Genomic DNA, 17,927 nt, shown 5'->3' on the forward strand with positions numbered 1-17,927 from the left:
AATGGTTTGAATAGCAAATTTATGAGACCCATTATAACGAATTCTTATAAAATTCGGTAAGTCTGAGCGTTAAAAAAATCACGCTTTTGGTCTTAATTTTTCTTAAATAGTTTGCGGTTACCTCGTTGATTAATCGCGCCAGCAAGTCGTTCAATTCCATGAATGTAAGCAGCTGTTCTTAGAGAGGTTTTATAGCGAATGGCTAAGTCATAGATGGTGTTAGATTCCCGTTTCATGATTTTAGCCAATTTTGTTCGTATTTCATCGGCTTCCCAGTAAAACCCGGCGCGGTTCTGAACCCATTCAAAATAACTGACGGTGACCCCGCCCGCATTAGCCAACACATCCGGAATGATTTGAATGTTCTTGGCATACAGCACTTCATCTGCTTGAGGAGAGACGGGACCGTTGGCAATTTCAAGAACGGTGTGGGCTTGGATTTTATCGACATTCTCTAGCGTGACTTGGTTTTCCATTGCTGCCAACACTAGAACATCAATTTCCAGTTCTAATAAATCTTCATTGGTTAGTTTTTCATGTTCAATGACATTGCAGACAGTTCCATCGCAATAAACCGCTTGCAGTTCAGATGTTTGATCTTTGTATTGTTTGACATCATCAATGTTTAAACCACTGGGCGTCAAAATGGCACCAGAGGAATCAGAGACCGCAATGACACGGTAACCTTCTTGCTGGGCTAAGCTTGCAAAGTTATAACCGGCGTTCCCAAATCCTTGTATCGCGATGGTTGTATTTTTTATGTCCCAGCCTTGGCGTCGTGCATACTCGTTTAGACAAAATAAAGCCCCTTGCCCCGTTGCTTGTGTTCGGCCTTCAGACCCATTCAGGTAAATTGGTTTTCCTGTAATAATACCGGGTATTTGTTGACGAGAGATGATGGAATATTCGTCTGCCATCCATCCCATGATTGTGGCATTGGTATACATATCAGGCGCGGGGATGTCTCTTGTTTCTCCTATGACATCTGCAAAGGCACGAATATACCCTCGTGAGAGTCGTTCGATTTCCAGCTGTGAGAGTTCTTTTGGATTAACGGTGATGCCTCCTTTTGCGCCACCAAAAGGCAATCCTGCGACCGCACATTTCACTGTCATCCAAAAGCTTAAAGACGTGACCTCGTCCTCGTTGACGCGAGGGTGGTAGCGTATGCCCCCCTTGGTAGGGCCGCGGGTGTCATCGTATTGCACACGATAGCCGGTAAAGATACGAAGACTCCCGTCATCCATTCTGACTGGAATGCTCGCTTTGATCGATCTTTTAGGGACGGATAGTCGAGTGATGACCTCCTCTTCAACTTCAATATGTTTAAAAACATCACTCAATCGTTGTTTTGCAATTTCAAACATAACACGCTCTTTTTCAGTTAAATGGGCAAACTTTTAAGACAAGCATTAAGTAAGTTTACTTGTTCGTTAAGGATAAGGGAAAATAGCTGGAATGCAATAAAAATAAAGGGATTGAAGCTGAATCATCAAATTTAGGCCAAAAAATTATATTGAGTTAACACAGGTAAATTCATGTATTAAAAAAGGATAAAAATAGAGAGTGTTAGATAATTTACTAATTTTTTTTGAATTAAAATAAAGTTTTTAGAAAAGTGGCCGTTAACTTTATCGTAAGCTATAAAAATAATAATAAGGGAATCGTTTAGTGAAGACGAAACCCCACTCAGAATTAGAAAAGGAATTTTCTTATGGCAACTATTACACCTCAAAATGATTCTGTCAACTATGCACAGAATCATGACCGAAAATCGGCCCAAGCATTGGATGAGGCTTTAAAAGCAAGACAAAGAACCGAAAGTGTGGCGGTTCAAGATAAGGATTTGCCTTCTGCGCAAACAGCTTCCGATTTCTACTCGCCAACGACGAAAGGAATGCAGGCTGCTTCAGCGGTGGAGAAGTTTCAGCAATCTTATCAATATAGCCAAACGATGACAATGAAGTTGCAGACTCAGGAAGGGGATGTTGTTCAAGTCGATTTTCGACAGTTGTATGCCCAATACCAATCGTATAAGCAGGAGCAGTCCATGCAGGAAGGGCCAAAAGGCGCTCGTTATTTTGAAAGCACTCAAGCCATGGAGGCAACTGCTTTTCAGGAGCGTTTTGGTTTTTCCGTTAAAGGCAATCTGAATGAAGGTGAATTGAAAGCCGTCTATGATGTCTTTGAAAAAGTCGACAAACTGGCGAGCGAGTTTTTTAATGGTGATATTGAAAAGGCCTTTGAAAAAGCACAAAGTTTGGAAATTGATTTTGGTCAGATAAAGAGTTTCAACTTGAATTTACACAAAAGCGAAAGCGCAACGATGGCGTATCAACAAGCTGAAGCCTATAAAGCGACTAAGCAACAAGCCGATGAGCCATCGGAAGAAACAAAAGGACAGATTGCGCAATTGCCGGCTTATTTGCAAAATTGGCAAAATATCGTTGAAAAAATGAATGAAAAATTTGTAAATGCGCGCGAAACTTTTGATCGCTTATTGGCTGGCACCACCGCTCAAAGAGCCGGGGATGAGTCAAATTTTTCCACCTGGTATGATCGGGTAAAGTCTTTTCATGATCGATTAGCGGAAGCTGCTGGTTTAGATAAAAAGTCATTAAAACCCAGTGGGGTTGAGGTGGAACCTTTAATTCACTCTAATGACGTAGAAGGTACTTCAAACGAAGCTACTACTGAGGAAGAAAACAGTTCTTCTAAAACGTAAAACTTCATGTGAAGTGCTTTTTCTCGCAAGCGATGTTGTTCGACACATAAAACCGAATCCGTTTTAAGGTGGATTCGGTTTTTTGTTTTCATGATGACGTTTTTTTAAGTGCGAGCACCAAATATATCCGTTCCAATTCGGACAATGGTCGCACCTTCCTCTATGGCCGCTTCCAAGTCAGCTGACATCCCCATTGACAAAGTGTCTATAGCTTCTTCAGGAAATGCTTTTTGCAAAGATTCTAGCAGCGCTTTCATTTGTTGAAATGGTTGTTTTTGTTCTTCATGTGTTTGCGCTTTGGCTGGAATAGCCATTAACCCGCGCAAAGAAATACTTGGCAGTTTAATAATTTCTTTGGCAATGTCCAAAACGTCGTTTGGAGAAAACCCGGCTTTAGAAGGTTCATTGCTGATATTCACTTCCAATAAAATATTCAGCGGTGGAAGACTCTCTGGACGTTGCTCGGATAAACGACGGGCGATCTTATAACGATCGACACTGTGAACCCACTGAAAGTTTTCTGCGATGGGTTTGGTTTTGTTGGACTGAATGGGGCCGATAAAGTGCCATTCCAAATCCGGTCTTTGTTCTATTTTGTCCAGCGCTTCTTGAACGTAGTTTTCACCAAAGGCCTGTTGTCCAATGTTTGCTAAGGCAATAATGTCTTCAATCGGTTTGGTTTTGCTGACAGCCAATAATTGAATAGGATCTGTTCGGTTGGCGGATTGCATAGCCGAGTCAATGCGTTTCTGGACGTCTTGATAACGTTGTGTCAGAGAGGAGGTCATAAAAATTCCATATATAAAGTCAGTTTGTCTATTTTATTAATATATTTCATTACAGCTTGGATTGCTACCAGCGTAGAATAATAGATAAAGATTATAAAGCTCTCTATTTTAGGTTGTATTCTTTGAGTCGTGTCAGTCATCTTTGTTTAGATAATTAGGAGAATAAATGAAAAAAATTAAATCCAGCGATGTGAGTTATCCCTATAGCGAGAAAATGTCTCGAACAGAGTATGAAGAGACCAAAAAATTATTGCAAATAGAGCTTTTAAAATTACAAAAATGGATAAAGCATAACGGAGAACGTTTGGTGATTTTATTTGAGGGCCGGGATGCCGCTGGAAAAGGGGGGACCATAAAACGTATTATGGAGCATTTAAATCCTCGTGGTGCCAGAGTCGTTGCCTTGGATAAGCCAAGCGAAACTGAAAAAGGCCAATGGTACTTTCAACGCTATGTGCAACATTTACCCACGTCAGGAGAGATGGTGTTATTTGATCGCTCTTGGTATAACCGTGCCGGTGTGGAACGCGTGATGGGGTTTTGTACCCCCCCGCAATACAACCAATTTGTGCATCAAGCGCCTGAATTTGAACGTATGATTGCCGCCAGCGGCATTCATTTGATGAAGTTTTGGTTTTCGGTAAGTCGAGAGGAGCAATTACGACGTTTTAATGCGCGTCAAAATGATCCTTTAAAACAATGGAAGTTGAGCCCGATGGACTTAGCCTCGTTGGATCGTTGGAATGATTACACCAAAGCAAAAGAGGATATGTTCTTTTACACCAATACTACGGAAGCTCCCTGGACGGTGATTAAATCAAATGATAAAAAGCGTGCGCGACTGGAAGCGATACGTTTTATATTGAATTATTTTGATTATGAAGACAAAAATGAAGGGGTCTTACAACAAGATCCGTTGATTATCAGCAGTGGCGAAGATGTTTTTAAAGAAGATTAAATTGGAAAGGAATAATCAGCATGAGTTTACATTATCAAAAGCACGCTAAAGAAGTGGTGGAGCGCTTTCAGAAAATGCTTTCCGACGATCAGGTGAATGTGATTACCGAAGCGCACTTTCAAGAACTGGAAACCTTAATTACAGCCGCTTTAGGGGTGGTTCACTCTGAAGTGTCGCATAAGGCTGCCAAGTCTTTAGAAGCGGTTGCGAAAGACTTGCGGCAAGAGGCGAATGAAACCGATTAAGCCTGACTTAATCATGCGGTTAAAAATCGAGTTGATGACAATCAATGGTTTGCCAATCACTTGGCGGAGACCACCCTGAAAATAGGTCAGAAAAATTCCCTTCATAACTTCCTGGCAGGAAAGCGTCACAACAGAGTCGGTTAGGAATCTTCCAATCCTCCAGTAACGTGGATGCGCCAATCGCATAGGCTGGGAAGTTAGCAAACATAAATCGGGCTGGTTTGATCTGAAAAGGAAACGCGTTTTCAGCATGCAAAATAACTCGAATGTCGAAGTCTTTAGACAAAGCTTTCGAAAGATAAAATGCGGTGGCGATTTTTATTCCAGATGCCAAGATGAGGATGGGTTTCTCTTTAGATAACGCTTTAACGATATCGTTCAAAAATAGCCAGGCCTGGCTGTTTTTGGGACTATTTATTTGGCTTCCGGGGGATAAAGACACTGCCTGTGTGGTCAGAAACTGTAAACGGCTCTGTTGTTGAGCAAACAATTGCAACGCAACACCGTCAACAGTCAGTTGCAAGTTAATGGGCGCAGGTTGGGTATTATCCTGCTCCATTTCAACTAACCAGTAATGATTAGGTTGTTCTGTCTGTTGGATAAACTGAAAAGTCACCGATAACCTGTTTTTTTACACTTGGTTGTTACGATAAACAGGGCGACCTTGGAAGTAAGTCGTTTCAATTTGTCCTGTAAATTCCCACCCTTGGAACGGAGAGTTATCCCCTTTACTGACCATTTCTGCACGATCTAACGTCCAAGGTGTTTCAGGGTTGAAAAGACTGAAATCGGCGTAGTGCCCCTCAATCAAGCTGCCATTATGAATTCCCAATATATCCGCTGGGCGTTGCGTTAAAGCACTGATGGCGGTATTAAGGTCCAATACGCCTTCTTCAACCAGTCTGAGTGTTAACGGCAGCAAGGTTTCTAAACCACTAATGCCTGGTTCACTCTCTCCAAACGGTAATAGTTTGACGTCACGATCCAATGGGGTGTGGTCACTGACAATGGCATCAATGATGCCCATTTTGACACCGAGGCGCAGCGCCTCTTTATCTTCATGTGTCCGTAACGGAGGTGTCACGTTAAACAAGGAGTCAAAATCCATCACGTCGTATTCAGTCAGGTGTAGTTGGTGGATAGCAACATCACAAGTAACGGGCAGCCCCCGTTTTTTTGCTTCAGCAATCATTTCCAATGAGCGGGCAGTTGAAATCTGAGAAAAGTGAACCCGTGCGCCAGTTTCCTCAGCCAAAATTAAATCACGCGCTAATGCAGCGGTTTCTGCCGAAGCAGGAATTTCAGCAAGGCCTAACCGACTGCTGATCACACCGCTGTGAACCACGCCATTATTCTTTAATTCGTCGTCTTCGCAACGCAGCATCAGTAATATCTCATTGCTGGCGGCATAGGCCATGGCATTTTTCATTGTGAGCGGGTTTTGGATTGGTTGGCTTGCTTGGCTCAACGCAATACAGCCGGCATTTTTCAAAGCCGCCATATTACTGAGCATTTTGCCTTCCAGTCCTTGGGTAAGCGCGCCAATCGGTAACACAAACGCGGTGGCTGCTTGGCGAGCACGGCGTTGGATGAGCTCGGTGACCGCTTGAGTATCATTCACCGGGTTGGTGTCAGGCGGGCTGCAGATGGTGGTAATGCCGCCAGAAACGGCCGCTTTGGTTTCCGATGCAATATTCCCTTCATAACGGCTGCCGGGTTCGGCAAGGCGGGCGTGTAAATCTACCAGGCCTGGCAAAACCCATTTTCCGCCACCATCAATGACTTGGTCAGGGGTAAAGCCTTCCGGTACCGTGTCACTGATGGCAAGAATGCGTCCGCGTGAAATATAAAGGTTCGATACTTGATCCATTTGTTGGCTCGGATCAATGATGCGAGCATTTTCAATTAAAAGTCTCAAGAGCGAGCCTCCTCTGTTACTTTTTTCGGGATTTGTTTTTCAGCATTCAACTGTTTGGCGTTATCGATAATGATGCTCATCACCGCCATGCGGACTGCAATGCCGTAAGTGACCTGTTCCAAAATAACCGATTGATGACCATCTGCCACTTCTGAGTCGATTTCTACCCCACGATTCACCGGACCAGGATGCATGACAATGGCATCGGGTTTGGCGTAACTCAATCTTTCTTTGGTGAGGCCGTACAAATTGAAAAATTCTTTTTCACTTGGCAGGAGGGCGCTTTTCATTCGTTCGCTTTGCAAACGAACATTGATAATGACATCGACACCGTCCAGACCTTCTTCAATGTGATCGTATACATGAACCCCAAGCGCTTCCGGGTGTGAAGGCATTAAGGTTTTAGGACCGATCACGCGGATTTCACGTGCTTCCAAGATGCTCAACGCTTGGATTTGAGAGCGAACCACACGAGAATGTTGTATATCGCCGATAATGGCGACCTTGAGATCAAAAATATCCCCTTTATGTTTACGGATGGTAAACATATCCAGCATGGCTTGGGTTGGGTGAGCATGTTGTCCATCGCCAGCATTCACAACGTGAACATGAGGGGCGACATGCTTTGCGATAAAGTGTGCCGCGCCACTTTCACTATGGCGCACCACAAACATATCGACGAGCATGGCTTCTAAGTTCCAAAGGGTATCGAGTAAGGTTTCGCCTTTTTTGGTGGAGGAGGTTTCGATATTCAGATTGACGACATCGGCAGACAATCGTTTTTCAGCAATCTCAAAAGTGGTTAGCGTTCTTGTACTGGGTTCGAAAAAGAGATTCATGATGGTTTTACCATGCAAGCTAGGGACTTTGCTGATATCACCGGTGAGAGGGTTAATGAAACTTTCCGCAACATCTAATATTTCGGTTAAATGATGCTGTTTTAACCCTTCTAGGGTTAAAAAGTGGCGCAACTTTCCTTGTTCATTCAGTTGGAGGTTGGGCGTTGAGAGTCTCATTGAAGTTCCTTTTGATATTTAGAGAGCGTCTAACCAATTTTCTAAAATAATTTGTGCGGCATGGTCATCTACCGGCTGACGGGCTTTTGTTTTTCGTTGTTCTGCTTCGATTGAACTAAGTTGTTCTTCGATATAAAAAACTGGTCTTTGATAACGACCACTTAAGCGTTGTCCAAATTTTCGGGCGGGTTGTGTTAACGCCTGTTCTTCACCATTTAGGCGCATCGGCAATCCCACCACAATGGCGCTGGGCTTCCATTCTTCAAACAGGCGAGTGATGTGTTCCCAATCCGGTTTGCCATCTTTGCTGGCCACAATCGCTTCTGGCGTTGCGGTGCGTGTAATGGTTTGACCAATCGCAACCCCAATTCGTTTTAACCCGAAGTCAAAGCCGATGATGACCCCTTCAATGGGTTTATCCATGCCCTGCATCCATACTCAACGACTCGGGCGAAATACCGAGTGTTTTCAAGGCGACTTGCCATTTTTGCTCACTTGCCACATCAAATAATAATGCTTCATTATAAGGAATCGTCAACCAATTATTGGCTTGGATTTCTTCATTGAGTTGACCTTTTTCCCAGCCCGAGAAGCCTAGGCAGACCACGGTTTTTTCCGGCGCGGTCCCTTCTGCCATCGCTTTCAGGAAATCTTCGGAAACCGTCATGGCTAAGTTGTCTTGTAAGGGTAGGGTTTTCTGCCAATCGCCTTGCGGTTCATGCAAAATAAATCCATGTTCCAAATCAACCGGGCCACCCATTAAAACAGGTCGGTCTGCATAAATTTCCGGGACTTCCACGGGTAATTCGAAGTGATCTAATAATTCAGGAACGGTTAAGTTATGTTCTAAATTGATGACCAATCCCATCGTGCCGTGTTCATTGTCTTCGACAATATAAATAACGGTTTTATCAAACCAGCTGTCCGTTAAATTGGGCATGGCGATAAGAAAGTGGTGTTCCAACGAGTTTAAATGTTCCATAAATTCGAATTATATCAGTTTGTATGGCACATGGCAGATAACATGAAGATTGAAGAGATTTTTTTAATCTGAACTATCATCGTTCACTTGTAAGCGCTTTTTCATGTCATCTGTTATGTACATTTTTTGGTTGTCATCAATCATAAACGCTTCGGTGACGTGCATTTGTCGGGCGATTTTTTGCCAGTGTTTCGGCCCAGCAATCATTAAAGCCGTTGCAGCAGCATCCGCCGTGGTGGCATCTTTGTGAATGACGGTAACAGAAATAAAGTGATCTGCCGGGTAGCCGGTATTGGGGTTAATGATGTGGCTATAACGTTTGCCTTTCCATTCAAAGTAGCGTTGATAAGAACCCGAGGTGACAATGCTTTCATCCCCTTGGATTTGAATCGCGGCTAAGATCTGTCCGGGATGTTTGGGATTTTGAATGCCGATGCGCCAGGCTTGATGTTGATTTGGATTTTTAGAACCAATAATGCGCATATCGCCGCCAATATTCACAATAGCATTTTGAATGCCAACCGACTGCAGGCTATGAATGGCAATATCCAGCGCTAAGCCTTTCGCATTGCCACCAAAGTCGAGCTGAACGTTCGGGTTGTCGCAGAGTAAGCGGTTGTTATTAAAGTGGACATCTTTAATGGAGGGGCGACTGTTCAGCCACTGCTGAATCGTTGCCTGTGAAGGCGGCGGCCCATGCCAGTCTTCGGAATGAAATCCCCATAAATTAATGAGCTGACCAATTCCCGGATCAAACAAATAATCAGACTCCGCTGCCAATTTTTTCGATTTTAAAATAAAGGCTTTGATACTGTCTTGAACGACAATCGGTTTTTGTTGCGCAATGGCAGTATTGATTTTAGCGATGATGCCGCCGGGTTCCCAGGCATGCCAGTCACGATTGAACTTCTGGAAGCGCGCTTCAATGGCTTGAATGGCGTGTTGCGCTTTGTCTTTTGGTGTATCGACGATTTCCACCTGAACTTCGGTACCAAACACATAAAAGGTTTGTTGTACTTTTTCATAGCTTTGTTGGGCGCAGCTGCCAAGCATAGCGAGGATGAAAAACAGGCCAAGCCATTTAATTAGCAAACTTAGAGGATAAGAGAATGAAGTCATAAAACGGTGTGTTTTCTCCAATAAAAAACAGACAACCTAACGGCGTGTCTGTTTGTGAATAGTGAATCGTCACGCGTTATCGGCATTAAAAATGCCCAGGCCTGGGGGTTTTTAAGCCATAAAAACTAAGAACGGAGAGACTCTAAATGGTCAAATAGTTGCCCGGCAATATTTAAGTTGTACTGTGTATCCAGCTCGCGAATACAAGTAGGGCTGGTGACATTGATTTCGGTAATGTAATCGCCGATGACGTCTAGTCCCACAAAGTGGAGTCCTTTGCGCTGTAGGGTCGGGGCAATCTGCTGGCATAGCCAGAGATCGCGTTCGGAAAGTTCAATGCCAACCCCTTTGCCGCCTGCAGCAATGTTGCCACGCGTTTCACCTTCTACAGGAATGCGTGCAAGCGCGTAAGGCACGGGCTCGCCATTGACTAATAGGATACGTTTGTCGCCCTGTTTGATTTCCGGCAAATAAATCTGTGCCATTATGTGATGTTGACCATGATCTGTCATGGTTTCGATGATGACATTGATGTTGGGATCGTTTTGTTTCACGCGGAAAATAGAAGCACCGCCCATGGCATCCAGAGGCTTCAAAATGACATCTTGATGGTCAGCAATAAATGCTTTCAACTGTAGTGCATTTGCAGAAACTAACGTCGGCGGAATACAGTCGGGAAACCAGCTGGCAAATAATTTTTCATTCGCATCGCGCAACGATTGCGGTTTATTAACAACTAAGACGCCTTCTGCTTCAGTCAGCTCAAGCATATGAGTTGAATAAAGATAGTCATTATTAAATGGCGGATCTTGTCGGATCAAAATAATATCCAAGTCGGAAAGCTTGCTTTCGTAACTGGCACCGAAACCATAAAATTGCGAGGTCGTATCGGATTGCGCGCGATCCCAAACCTTGAGCTCACTGATGTTTGCATGAGGTTGACCATTTTTTAAAAAAATATCTTCCGGCTGCATGTAAAAAATTTCGTGTCCACGACGCTGAGCTTCCAAAAGCATGGCGAAAGAACTGTCTTTGTAAGGTTTTATGTTCGCAATGGGATCCATTACGATACCGACTTTACAAGGTTTCATGAGGCTTTCTCAACATCATTGGCATTTTTCGAAGCGGCAATTTCACGTGCTGCTGCTAATAATGCCAAACGCGCAACCACGCCATAAGCATAAAAGCGGTTTGGACCGGCATCAGGGGCTTGGTTTTGGTCTGGCATCACACATGAGCTTTGGAATGAAATGGACTCGAAGTGCATACCTGGAGAGTTTAAATTGTCTGTTGAACCTTTACCTGTATGGACGCGATAAAATCCGCCGATAACTTGGTTATGCATCATATAAACCACTGGCTCTGCAACGGCATCATTAATGCGTTCGTTGGTATAAACCCCTTCTTGCACCAGCATTTGTTCGGCAACCAACCCCTCTTTGGCAGAAGACATTTTATTACGTTGTTTACGATTCAAATTAAGGATGTCTTCTGAGGTGTTGACGGACATGATGGCCATGCCGTAAGTGCCGCTATCGGATTTCACAATCGCAAACGGTTGGTTGTCGATGTCATGTTGATCGTAGTATTGCTGTGTTTCTTGTAAAACGGTATTGACCGCGCCAGCCAAACATTCTAACCCGGTACGTTCTTTGAAATTAACCGGTCCACACTGTAAGGACATCGGGTTGATTAACCATGGGTCAATATCAATGATTTTTGAAAATTCAGTACTCACGTTTTTATAATGATCAAAATGCTCGGTTTTATAACGATTTGCCCAGCCTAAGTCTAAAGGCGGTAATAAAGTTTGATCGATGTTTTCTAAAATTTCCGGGCGACCACTGGACAGGTCATTGTTTAATAACACGGCGCAAGGGAAAAAATCTTCCACCCCGACACGATCTCCTTTTTTGACTAACGGTTTTAAGGTTAGATTCTTGCCGGACGGTAAGTCGATGGTGGTATTTTCCGTGATTTCTGGGTTGAGGCTACCGATTTGGACTTCATACCCTGCCGAAATCAAAATCTCTTGCAGGACGGCCACGTTTTCCAGATAGAACTGGTTACGGGTATGGTTTTCAGGAATCAGTAAAACACCATCGGCAACGGGACAGGCTTGGGTGATGGCACTTTGTGCCGCTTGAATGGCGAGAGGCCGTAAGTCAGGATGCAAGTTATTAAACCCAGCTGGAAATAAATTGGTATCGACTGGCGCTAACTTATAACCAGCGTTTCTCAAATCAACCGAAGCATAAAAGGGCGCAGGGGTCTGCTTGAACTGTTTTCGGAACCAACACTCTATGTCGGCTTGATGATTCAGAAGATGTTGTTCCAGCTCCAGTAAAGGACCCGTTAAAGCAGTTTGTAAATGAGGTACCTGATTGACTGTTGGCATAGTGCTCTCTAATTTATCTTAATGAATTTTATTATACAGATTCGCATTGAAAATTTTTGCATCTCAACTTAACGAAAATCACCCCATAAGGTTTGTAGTGCTGACAAAATCACCACACCTGCGGTTTCTGTGCGCAGAATACGCGGGCCTAATCGAGTTGGGGTCAATCCTTTTTGAGTGCCTTGTAAGACTTCGTCATCGGTTAAACCGCCTTCAGGGCCAATAAGCAAAAAAATAGTTGTGTCTGACAAGGACGAAGGTAGTGTATTAAGTGTGTTTTCTGCCGTCGGGTTCAGTACGACGCCTGAGACTTCCGTTTGCGCGTTCAACCAATCGTAATAGGAAAGTGGTGGTAAAATAGTGGGCACAACATTACGGTTTGATTGTTCACAGGCATTAATGGCAATCTCCTGCCATTGTGTTCGTTTTTTATCCAGTCGGTCGCCCGTCAGTTTGACGTCACACCGTTCGGTAAAAATTGGTTGGATGGTGGTAATGCCGAGTTCGACCGATTTTTGAATGGTGTAGTCCATTCTGTCACCTTTCGAAATCCCCTGGAGTAAAACCGTGTGCAGAGGTGATTCGGTATTAATCGAATCGCATTGCTCAATTAAAACCTCTGCTGTTCTTCGTCCGGTGACAACCAGTTTCGCTTGCGCTTGATTGCCTTTGCCATCAAAGACCTCGATAGGGCGCTGATCTTTTAACCGTAATACCGTCAAGGCATAGTGCGATTGTGATTTATCCAGCGGGATAGATTCACCTTCTTTAAACGCCGTCGGTAAGTGGAAACGAGGAATTCTCATAACGTTCGCACAGTTGAGTGTTAAGCGTTTTTAAAGGTTAAAGCATTCACAATGTTCAGCGTCGGAGCTGATTGGTTCATGCTGTAAAAATGTAACCCAGGCGCACCGGCATCCAATAAACGCTGTGAAAGTTCGGTGACAACATCTTCACCAAACGCTTTTAAGCTCTCGGTATCATCGCCGAAACTTTCCAAGCGACATTTTAACCAGCGGGGAACTTCTGCGCCACAGCCTTCCGAAAATCGGATCAGGTTTTCATAGTTTGTGATGGGCATAATGCCAGGCACAATCGGCAAATCAATCCCTGAACGTTCACAATTATCGATGAAGTATAAGTAACTGTCGACATTGTAAAAGTATTGCGTAATAGCGGAATCGGCTCCTTGGTCAACCTTATGTTTGAACCACTTGATACCGATGTCGCAATTGCGTGCCTGTGGATGCGTTTCAGGATAGGCAGCCACTTCCAGTTTGAAGGTGTCGCCTCGCTCTTGACGAATAAAGGCAATTAAATCACTGGCGTACTTAAACTCACCCGGATCCATCATGCCGGAAGGTAAATCCCCTCTTAATGCCACGATACGTTTGATGCCCATCGCTTCATAACGATCCAACAGTTCAATGACGCTTTCTTCTGAAGCACCAATGCAAGTCAAGTGAGGTGCCGCATCAAACTGGGTTTGTGTTTGGATGTATTCAACCGTTTCGATGGTGCGGTTTTGAGTGGTTCCGCCTGCGCCATAGGTCACTGACATATATTCCGGGTTCATTGTGCCGAGTTTTTCAATCACCGTTTTTAGTTTCTCAACGCCTTTTTCGGTTCTGGGCGGAAAAAACTCTAAACTCAGTTTTTGCTCGTATTGTTGTTGAGATTGCATAGGGTTCCTTGTGGTTAACCTGATAAAAACGACCAGGCCTGGCTGTTTTTATCGGATTAAATCATCTTGTATTGCTTTAAATATTATAAGCCTGCATCCGCTTTTAATGCCGCGGCTTTATCTGTTTTTTCCCAGGTAAATTCAGGGAGTTCTCGACCGAAATGACCATAGGAGGCGGTTTTTTGATAAATCGGGCGATAAAGGTCCAGCATCGCGATTAAGCCTTTCGGGCGCAAATCAAAGTGGTCGCGCACCAGCTTTTCAATTAATGAAACGGCTACCTTTTCAGTGCCGAATGTCTCAATGCTGATGGAGGTCGGTTCTGCGACCCCAATGGCATAAGAGATCTGAATTTCGCATTTGTCTGCGAGTCCCGCTGCCACAATGTTTTTCGCGACATAACGCCCGGCATAAGCGGCAGAGCGGTCGACCTTGGAAGGATCTTTTCCGGAAAACGCGCCACCGCCATGGCGCGCCATACCACCATAGGTGTCGACAATGATTTTGCGCCCTGTTAACCCGGCATCTCCAACCGGTCCGCCAATCACAAAACGACCCGTCGGGTTGATGTGATACTGTGTACCGGAATGTAGCCAGCCTTCTGGTAGAACGGGTTTGATGATTTCTTCCATGACCGCTTCGTGCAGGTCTTTATTATCGATATCAGGCGAGTGTTGAGTCGACAGTACGACAGCATCCACGCCGACAGGTTGGCCGTCTTCATAGCGTAAAGTAATCTGGCTTTTTGCATCCGGTCTTAACCAATCTAGTTTGCCTGACTTGCGTAGTTCGGCTTGTTTTTCCATTAAACGATGCGCGAAATAAATCGGCGCAGGCATCAATACGTCAGTTTCATTGGAGGCATACCCAAACATCAATCCTTGGTCGCCAGCGCCTTGTTCATGGTCTTCATATTCATCTACGCCTTGCGCAATTTCAGGAGATTGTTTTCCGATAGAGCTCAGTACAGCGCAAGTTTCGCCATCAAAGCCTAAATCGCCATGGTTATAACCAATGTCATTGACGACTTTTCGCACCAGTTCTTCCTGATCCACCCAGGCAGAGGTGGTGATTTCCCCGCCCAGCATGACCATGCCGGTTTTTACAAACGTTTCGCACGCCACACGTGCTTTGGGGTCTTGTTTCATAATCGCATCCAACATGGCGTCGGAAATTTGGTCTGCGATTTTGTCTGGATGGCCTTCGGAAACGGATTCTGAAGTAAATACAGTGGTTGTCATGGGGTTCGTGTCCTCAAAGTTTATTAAATACAAAGTTGAGATACGGGATATCAGGCGGGAATACTACAAAGACAGTTCCTCGCTTTAGCCGTACTTTTTATGCGCCCGCAAGCTGATGATTCAAATCGGCGCTAGGGCGTCATTTTCTTTAAAAAAGCATTACGATGCAAGTTTTTTATGCATTTAAAAGTGAATGGGTCGTTAGTAAGACTTATAGAGAAAGGGTTATCACGAAACTGTCACATTGATAAAAATGCATTTTGCTATCATCCAAAATCATTAAACGCTATCAGCGTAGGTTAACGCTCAACAAAGGTTAATGGTTAATAAAGGGTTCGTTGTGGAAAAAGTTGTCTTGCCAGCAGAAAAAAGCCAATCATTAAAGAATACTCAGTTGGGGCGAGAGCTTCAACGGGTGTTTGAATCGCAGGCTATTAGCACGCATTTTCAACCGATTGTTGGCCTGAAAACACGTTCAATTTATGCCTTTGAAGCCTTGACTCGCGGGCCTGAAAATTCTGCTTTATATTCCCCGGCCAATTTGTTCAATGTGGCTTCGGAGCATGACTGCCTGCTGGAAATGGATTTGATGGCGCGACGCGTTTCCATTAAAAACTTTATGAAAACAATCTCCACTCACCAGAATCAGGCCAAGCTGTTTTTAAATATTTCTGTCAGTTCTCTAATGAATACGGAACACCGCACCGGGTTAACGCTTGATTGTTTACAGTACTATGGTCTGAATATTCGTCAAGTCGTCATTGAAATTACCGAGTTGCAGCCAGTGGAGGACAGTGGTCTATTCTTAAATGCGATTAAACATTACCGCAAGATGGGGTTTAAGGTCGCAATCGACGATTTGGGGTCTGGCTACAATGGCTTGAAATTATGGTCGGAAGTTAAACCCGATTTTGTCAAAATTGATAAGCACTTTATTGCCAATATCGACAAGCAAGCCGATAAATACCGTTTTATGGAAACCATCCTGACGCTGGCCAAAAGCTTAGGCACCAAAATCATTGCCGAAGGCGTTGAAACAGAAGCGGAGCTACAGATTTTAGAAAAGCTCGGTGTCGACTTTGTGCAAGGGTTTTTGTTGAAAAGACCGTCTCCTTCAACCGCGCTCACGTTGGATTACCAATGGCGTGAATCCATTAAAGATATCGCCAGTCCGAAAGAAACCGTCAAGCTCTTATGCCGAGAGGCGTTTACGATGTCGCCAGATACTTCAGTGGACGAGGTGACAGAAGAATTATTACACCGTCCCGGTGTAGAGTTTGTTCCGATTGTGGAGGACGGCTTAGTGCATGGTGTCGTCTGGCGGCAGGAGCTAATTGAGCTCTTGGCCAGTAAGTTTGGCCGTGACTTACATGGGCGTAAGAATATTTCAAAAGTGATGGATAAAGCACCGTTGGTTTTTGATTGGAACACTCCATTGGTTGAGGTCAGTCGCGAAATTACTGAAAACGGCTCTTATGACAAAGGCACCTTTATCATTACTGAAAAAGGACTTTATCAAGGGTATGGTTCTTTTATGGAGCTGCTGCGAGTGATTACCGACTTAAAGATCCGCAGTGCGCAATACGCCAACCCTTTGTCGGGACTGCCCGGAAATGTGCCTATTCAAAATACCATCCAGGAGTATTTGGATAAGCAATCCGCCTTTGTGGTGATTTATGTCGACGTGGATAATTTTAAGCCTTATAACGACTGCTATAGCTTCGAACAAGGAGACCAAGTGATCAGTGAATTGGCTAAAGTACTTCAAGACGCAGTCGGACAACAAACTAATTTTATCGGACATGTTGGCGGAGATGATTTTGTGGTGGTGACTCCGGTATTGGCATATGAGGAAATTTGCGAGCGTATTTTGACAGGGTTTCAAACCGCCACGGAAAGCTTTTATACGCAGGAAGACCGCGAGCATGGAGGCATTTATGCAGAAGATCGATCGGGTCAACAAGTTTTCTTTCCTATGATGACACTGTCTCTAGGGGTGTTGTTGGTTTATCCCGGCGTATTTGACCACACCCAAAAGTTATCGTCTTATGCGACCCGTGCCAAAAAAGGCGCGAAATCGAAAGGTGGGAATACATACTTTGTGATGGATTCTCGCCAAGTAGCACTATTACGCGCCTAACTTTCATCTTCTCCATCGACTCATTTTGATTTAAAATACATAAAAATTAATAGTAACAAAGACTTGCTGCCTATGCGCTTGAATGATATTGCTTGCATATCTTCAGAAGTCATGTAAACTTAGCGGCTTTTTTAAAAACAGGTACGAAAGTATGTCGACCGCAGAAACAGGAAGTAACACTCCTTTAGTGGGTGTGATTATGGGGTCCAAGTCAGATTGGCCAACCATGGAAAAAGCCGTTGAAATGCTTGAAGAATTCGGCGTCCCTTACGAGGTAAAAGTTGTCTCTGCTCACCGTACACCCGATTTAATGTTCGAGTATGCGGCAGAAGCGGAAGCGCGTGGCTTACAAGTTATTATCGCGGGTGCAGGAGGTGCGGCGCACTTACCCGGTATGGTTGCGGCTAAAACCATCGTGCCTGTTTTAGGGGTGCCTGTTCAATCTCGTGCCCTCAGTGGTCAAGACTCTTTATTATCGATTGTGCAAATGCCAGGCGGTATTCCGGTTGGAACCCTTGCAATTGGTGAAGCCGGAGCGAAAAATGCGGGCATTATGGCGGCACAAATCGTGGGGAATCAAAACACAACGGTTCGTGAAAAAGTCAAAGCATTTCGAGACGCACAAACCCAGTTTGTTTTAGATAACCCAGATCCAACCATCCCTTAAAAGATTAATTTCAATCTCGCAAAACTTTTAACGTAAAATATTCATT

The 17,927-nt window shown here is 44.2% G+C and carries 18 protein-coding genes; 5 read left to right on the plus strand and 13 right to left on the minus strand.

The window, feature by feature from the left end:
- Positions 1-92 precede the first annotated feature (92 nt).
- The gene (locus P8629_RS06540) at positions 93-1,367 is read right to left on the minus strand and encodes a Glu/Leu/Phe/Val family dehydrogenase (RefSeq protein ID WP_278165323.1); all 1,275 of its coding nucleotides are present in this window, start codon (positions 1,365-1,367) and stop codon (positions 93-95) included.
- Positions 1,368-1,714: 347 nt separating this feature from the next.
- On the opposite strand from P8629_RS06540, the gene P8629_RS06545 reads away from it, so the two are divergent.
- Complete coding sequence (locus tag P8629_RS06545; RefSeq protein ID WP_278165324.1) at positions 1,715-2,725, plus strand: hypothetical protein; 1,011 nt, start codon at positions 1,715-1,717, stop codon at positions 2,723-2,725.
- A gap of 104 nt (positions 2,726-2,829) precedes the next feature.
- Here the strand turns inward: P8629_RS06545 and P8629_RS06550 are convergent, their stop codons facing one another.
- Positions 2,830-3,513: a YggS family pyridoxal phosphate-dependent enzyme gene (locus P8629_RS06550; RefSeq protein ID WP_278165325.1), complete on the minus strand. Its 684-nt coding sequence runs from the start codon at positions 3,511-3,513 to the stop codon at positions 2,830-2,832.
- Between the two features lie 166 nt (positions 3,514-3,679).
- Here P8629_RS06550 and ppk2 point away from each other — a divergent pair, with 166 nt between their 5' ends.
- Positions 3,680-4,471 (plus strand): polyphosphate kinase 2, encoded by a 792-nt coding sequence (ppk2, locus tag P8629_RS06555; protein WP_278165326.1) that lies wholly within the window; start codon positions 3,680-3,682, stop codon positions 4,469-4,471.
- 20 nt (positions 4,472-4,491) lie between these two features.
- The gene (locus P8629_RS06560) at positions 4,492-4,716 is read left to right on the plus strand and encodes a hypothetical protein (protein WP_278165327.1); all 225 of its coding nucleotides are present in this window, start codon (positions 4,492-4,494) and stop codon (positions 4,714-4,716) included.
- 19 nt (positions 4,717-4,735) lie between these two features.
- Here the strand turns inward: P8629_RS06560 and P8629_RS06565 are convergent, their stop codons facing one another.
- The 11 genes from P8629_RS06565 to metK form a co-directional block, all read right to left on the minus strand.
- Positions 4,736-5,332 (minus strand): hypothetical protein, encoded by a 597-nt coding sequence (locus P8629_RS06565; RefSeq protein ID WP_278165328.1) that lies wholly within the window; start codon positions 5,330-5,332, stop codon positions 4,736-4,738.
- Between the two features lie 15 nt (positions 5,333-5,347).
- Positions 5,348-6,634 (minus strand): dihydroorotase, encoded by a 1,287-nt coding sequence (locus P8629_RS06570; RefSeq protein ID WP_278165329.1) that lies wholly within the window; start codon positions 6,632-6,634, stop codon positions 5,348-5,350.
- Positions 6,631-7,650: an aspartate carbamoyltransferase catalytic subunit gene (locus P8629_RS06575; RefSeq protein ID WP_278165330.1), complete on the minus strand. Its 1,020-nt coding sequence runs from the start codon at positions 7,648-7,650 to the stop codon at positions 6,631-6,633. The genes P8629_RS06570 and P8629_RS06575 overlap by 4 nt, the downstream gene beginning before the upstream one ends.
- An 18-nt stretch (positions 7,651-7,668) precedes the next feature.
- Complete coding sequence (gene ruvX / locus P8629_RS06580) at positions 7,669-8,073, minus strand: Holliday junction resolvase RuvX (RefSeq protein WP_278165331.1); 405 nt, start codon at positions 8,071-8,073, stop codon at positions 7,669-7,671.
- Positions 8,066-8,632, minus strand: coding sequence for a YqgE/AlgH family protein (locus P8629_RS06585; protein ID WP_278165332.1), 567 nt, complete (start codon positions 8,630-8,632; stop codon positions 8,066-8,068). Before P8629_RS06585 ends, ruvX begins: the two co-directional genes overlap by 8 nt.
- Positions 8,633-8,695: 63 nt before the next feature.
- Positions 8,696-9,751: an FAD:protein FMN transferase gene (locus P8629_RS06590; protein ID WP_278165333.1), complete on the minus strand. Its 1,056-nt coding sequence runs from the start codon at positions 9,749-9,751 to the stop codon at positions 8,696-8,698.
- 125 nt (positions 9,752-9,876) lie between these two features.
- Positions 9,877-10,842, minus strand: coding sequence for a glutathione synthase (gshB, locus tag P8629_RS06595; RefSeq protein WP_278165334.1), 966 nt, complete (start codon positions 10,840-10,842; stop codon positions 9,877-9,879).
- On the minus strand, positions 10,839-12,149 hold the full coding sequence (gene gshA / locus P8629_RS06600) for a glutamate--cysteine ligase (RefSeq protein WP_278165335.1): 1,311 nt from the start codon (positions 12,147-12,149) through the stop codon (positions 10,839-10,841). Before gshA ends, gshB begins: the two co-directional genes overlap by 4 nt.
- A gap of 68 nt (positions 12,150-12,217) precedes the next feature.
- Positions 12,218-12,955, minus strand: coding sequence for a 16S rRNA (uracil(1498)-N(3))-methyltransferase (locus tag P8629_RS06605; RefSeq protein WP_278165336.1), 738 nt, complete (start codon positions 12,953-12,955; stop codon positions 12,218-12,220).
- 20 nt (positions 12,956-12,975) lie between these two features.
- Positions 12,976-13,833 carry a methylenetetrahydrofolate reductase [NAD(P)H] gene (gene metF / locus P8629_RS06610; protein ID WP_278165337.1) on the minus strand — a complete coding sequence of 286 codons (858 nt, stop codon included), beginning with the start codon at positions 13,831-13,833 and terminating at the stop codon, positions 12,976-12,978.
- Between the two features lie 83 nt (positions 13,834-13,916).
- Entirely contained in the window at positions 13,917-15,074 is a 1,158-nt protein-coding gene (gene metK / locus P8629_RS06615; RefSeq protein WP_278165338.1) for a methionine adenosyltransferase, read from the minus strand.
- Between the two features lie 340 nt (positions 15,075-15,414).
- Here metK and P8629_RS06620 point away from each other — a divergent pair, with 340 nt between their 5' ends.
- Together P8629_RS06620 and purE are read left to right on the plus strand one after the other, a co-directional pair.
- Positions 15,415-17,214: a GGDEF domain-containing protein gene (locus tag P8629_RS06620; protein ID WP_278165339.1), complete on the plus strand. Its 1,800-nt coding sequence runs from the start codon at positions 15,415-15,417 to the stop codon at positions 17,212-17,214.
- A 151-nt stretch (positions 17,215-17,365) separates the two neighbouring features.
- Positions 17,366-17,881 carry a 5-(carboxyamino)imidazole ribonucleotide mutase gene (gene purE, locus P8629_RS06625; protein ID WP_278165340.1) on the plus strand — a complete coding sequence of 172 codons (516 nt, stop codon included), beginning with the start codon at positions 17,366-17,368 and terminating at the stop codon, positions 17,879-17,881.
- The last annotated feature ends 46 nt before the right edge of the window (positions 17,882-17,927 follow it).

The organism is Hydrogenovibrio sp. 3SP14C1 (assembly GCF_029625905.1).
Classification (GTDB): Bacteria; Pseudomonadota; Gammaproteobacteria; order Thiomicrospirales; family Thiomicrospiraceae; genus Hydrogenovibrio.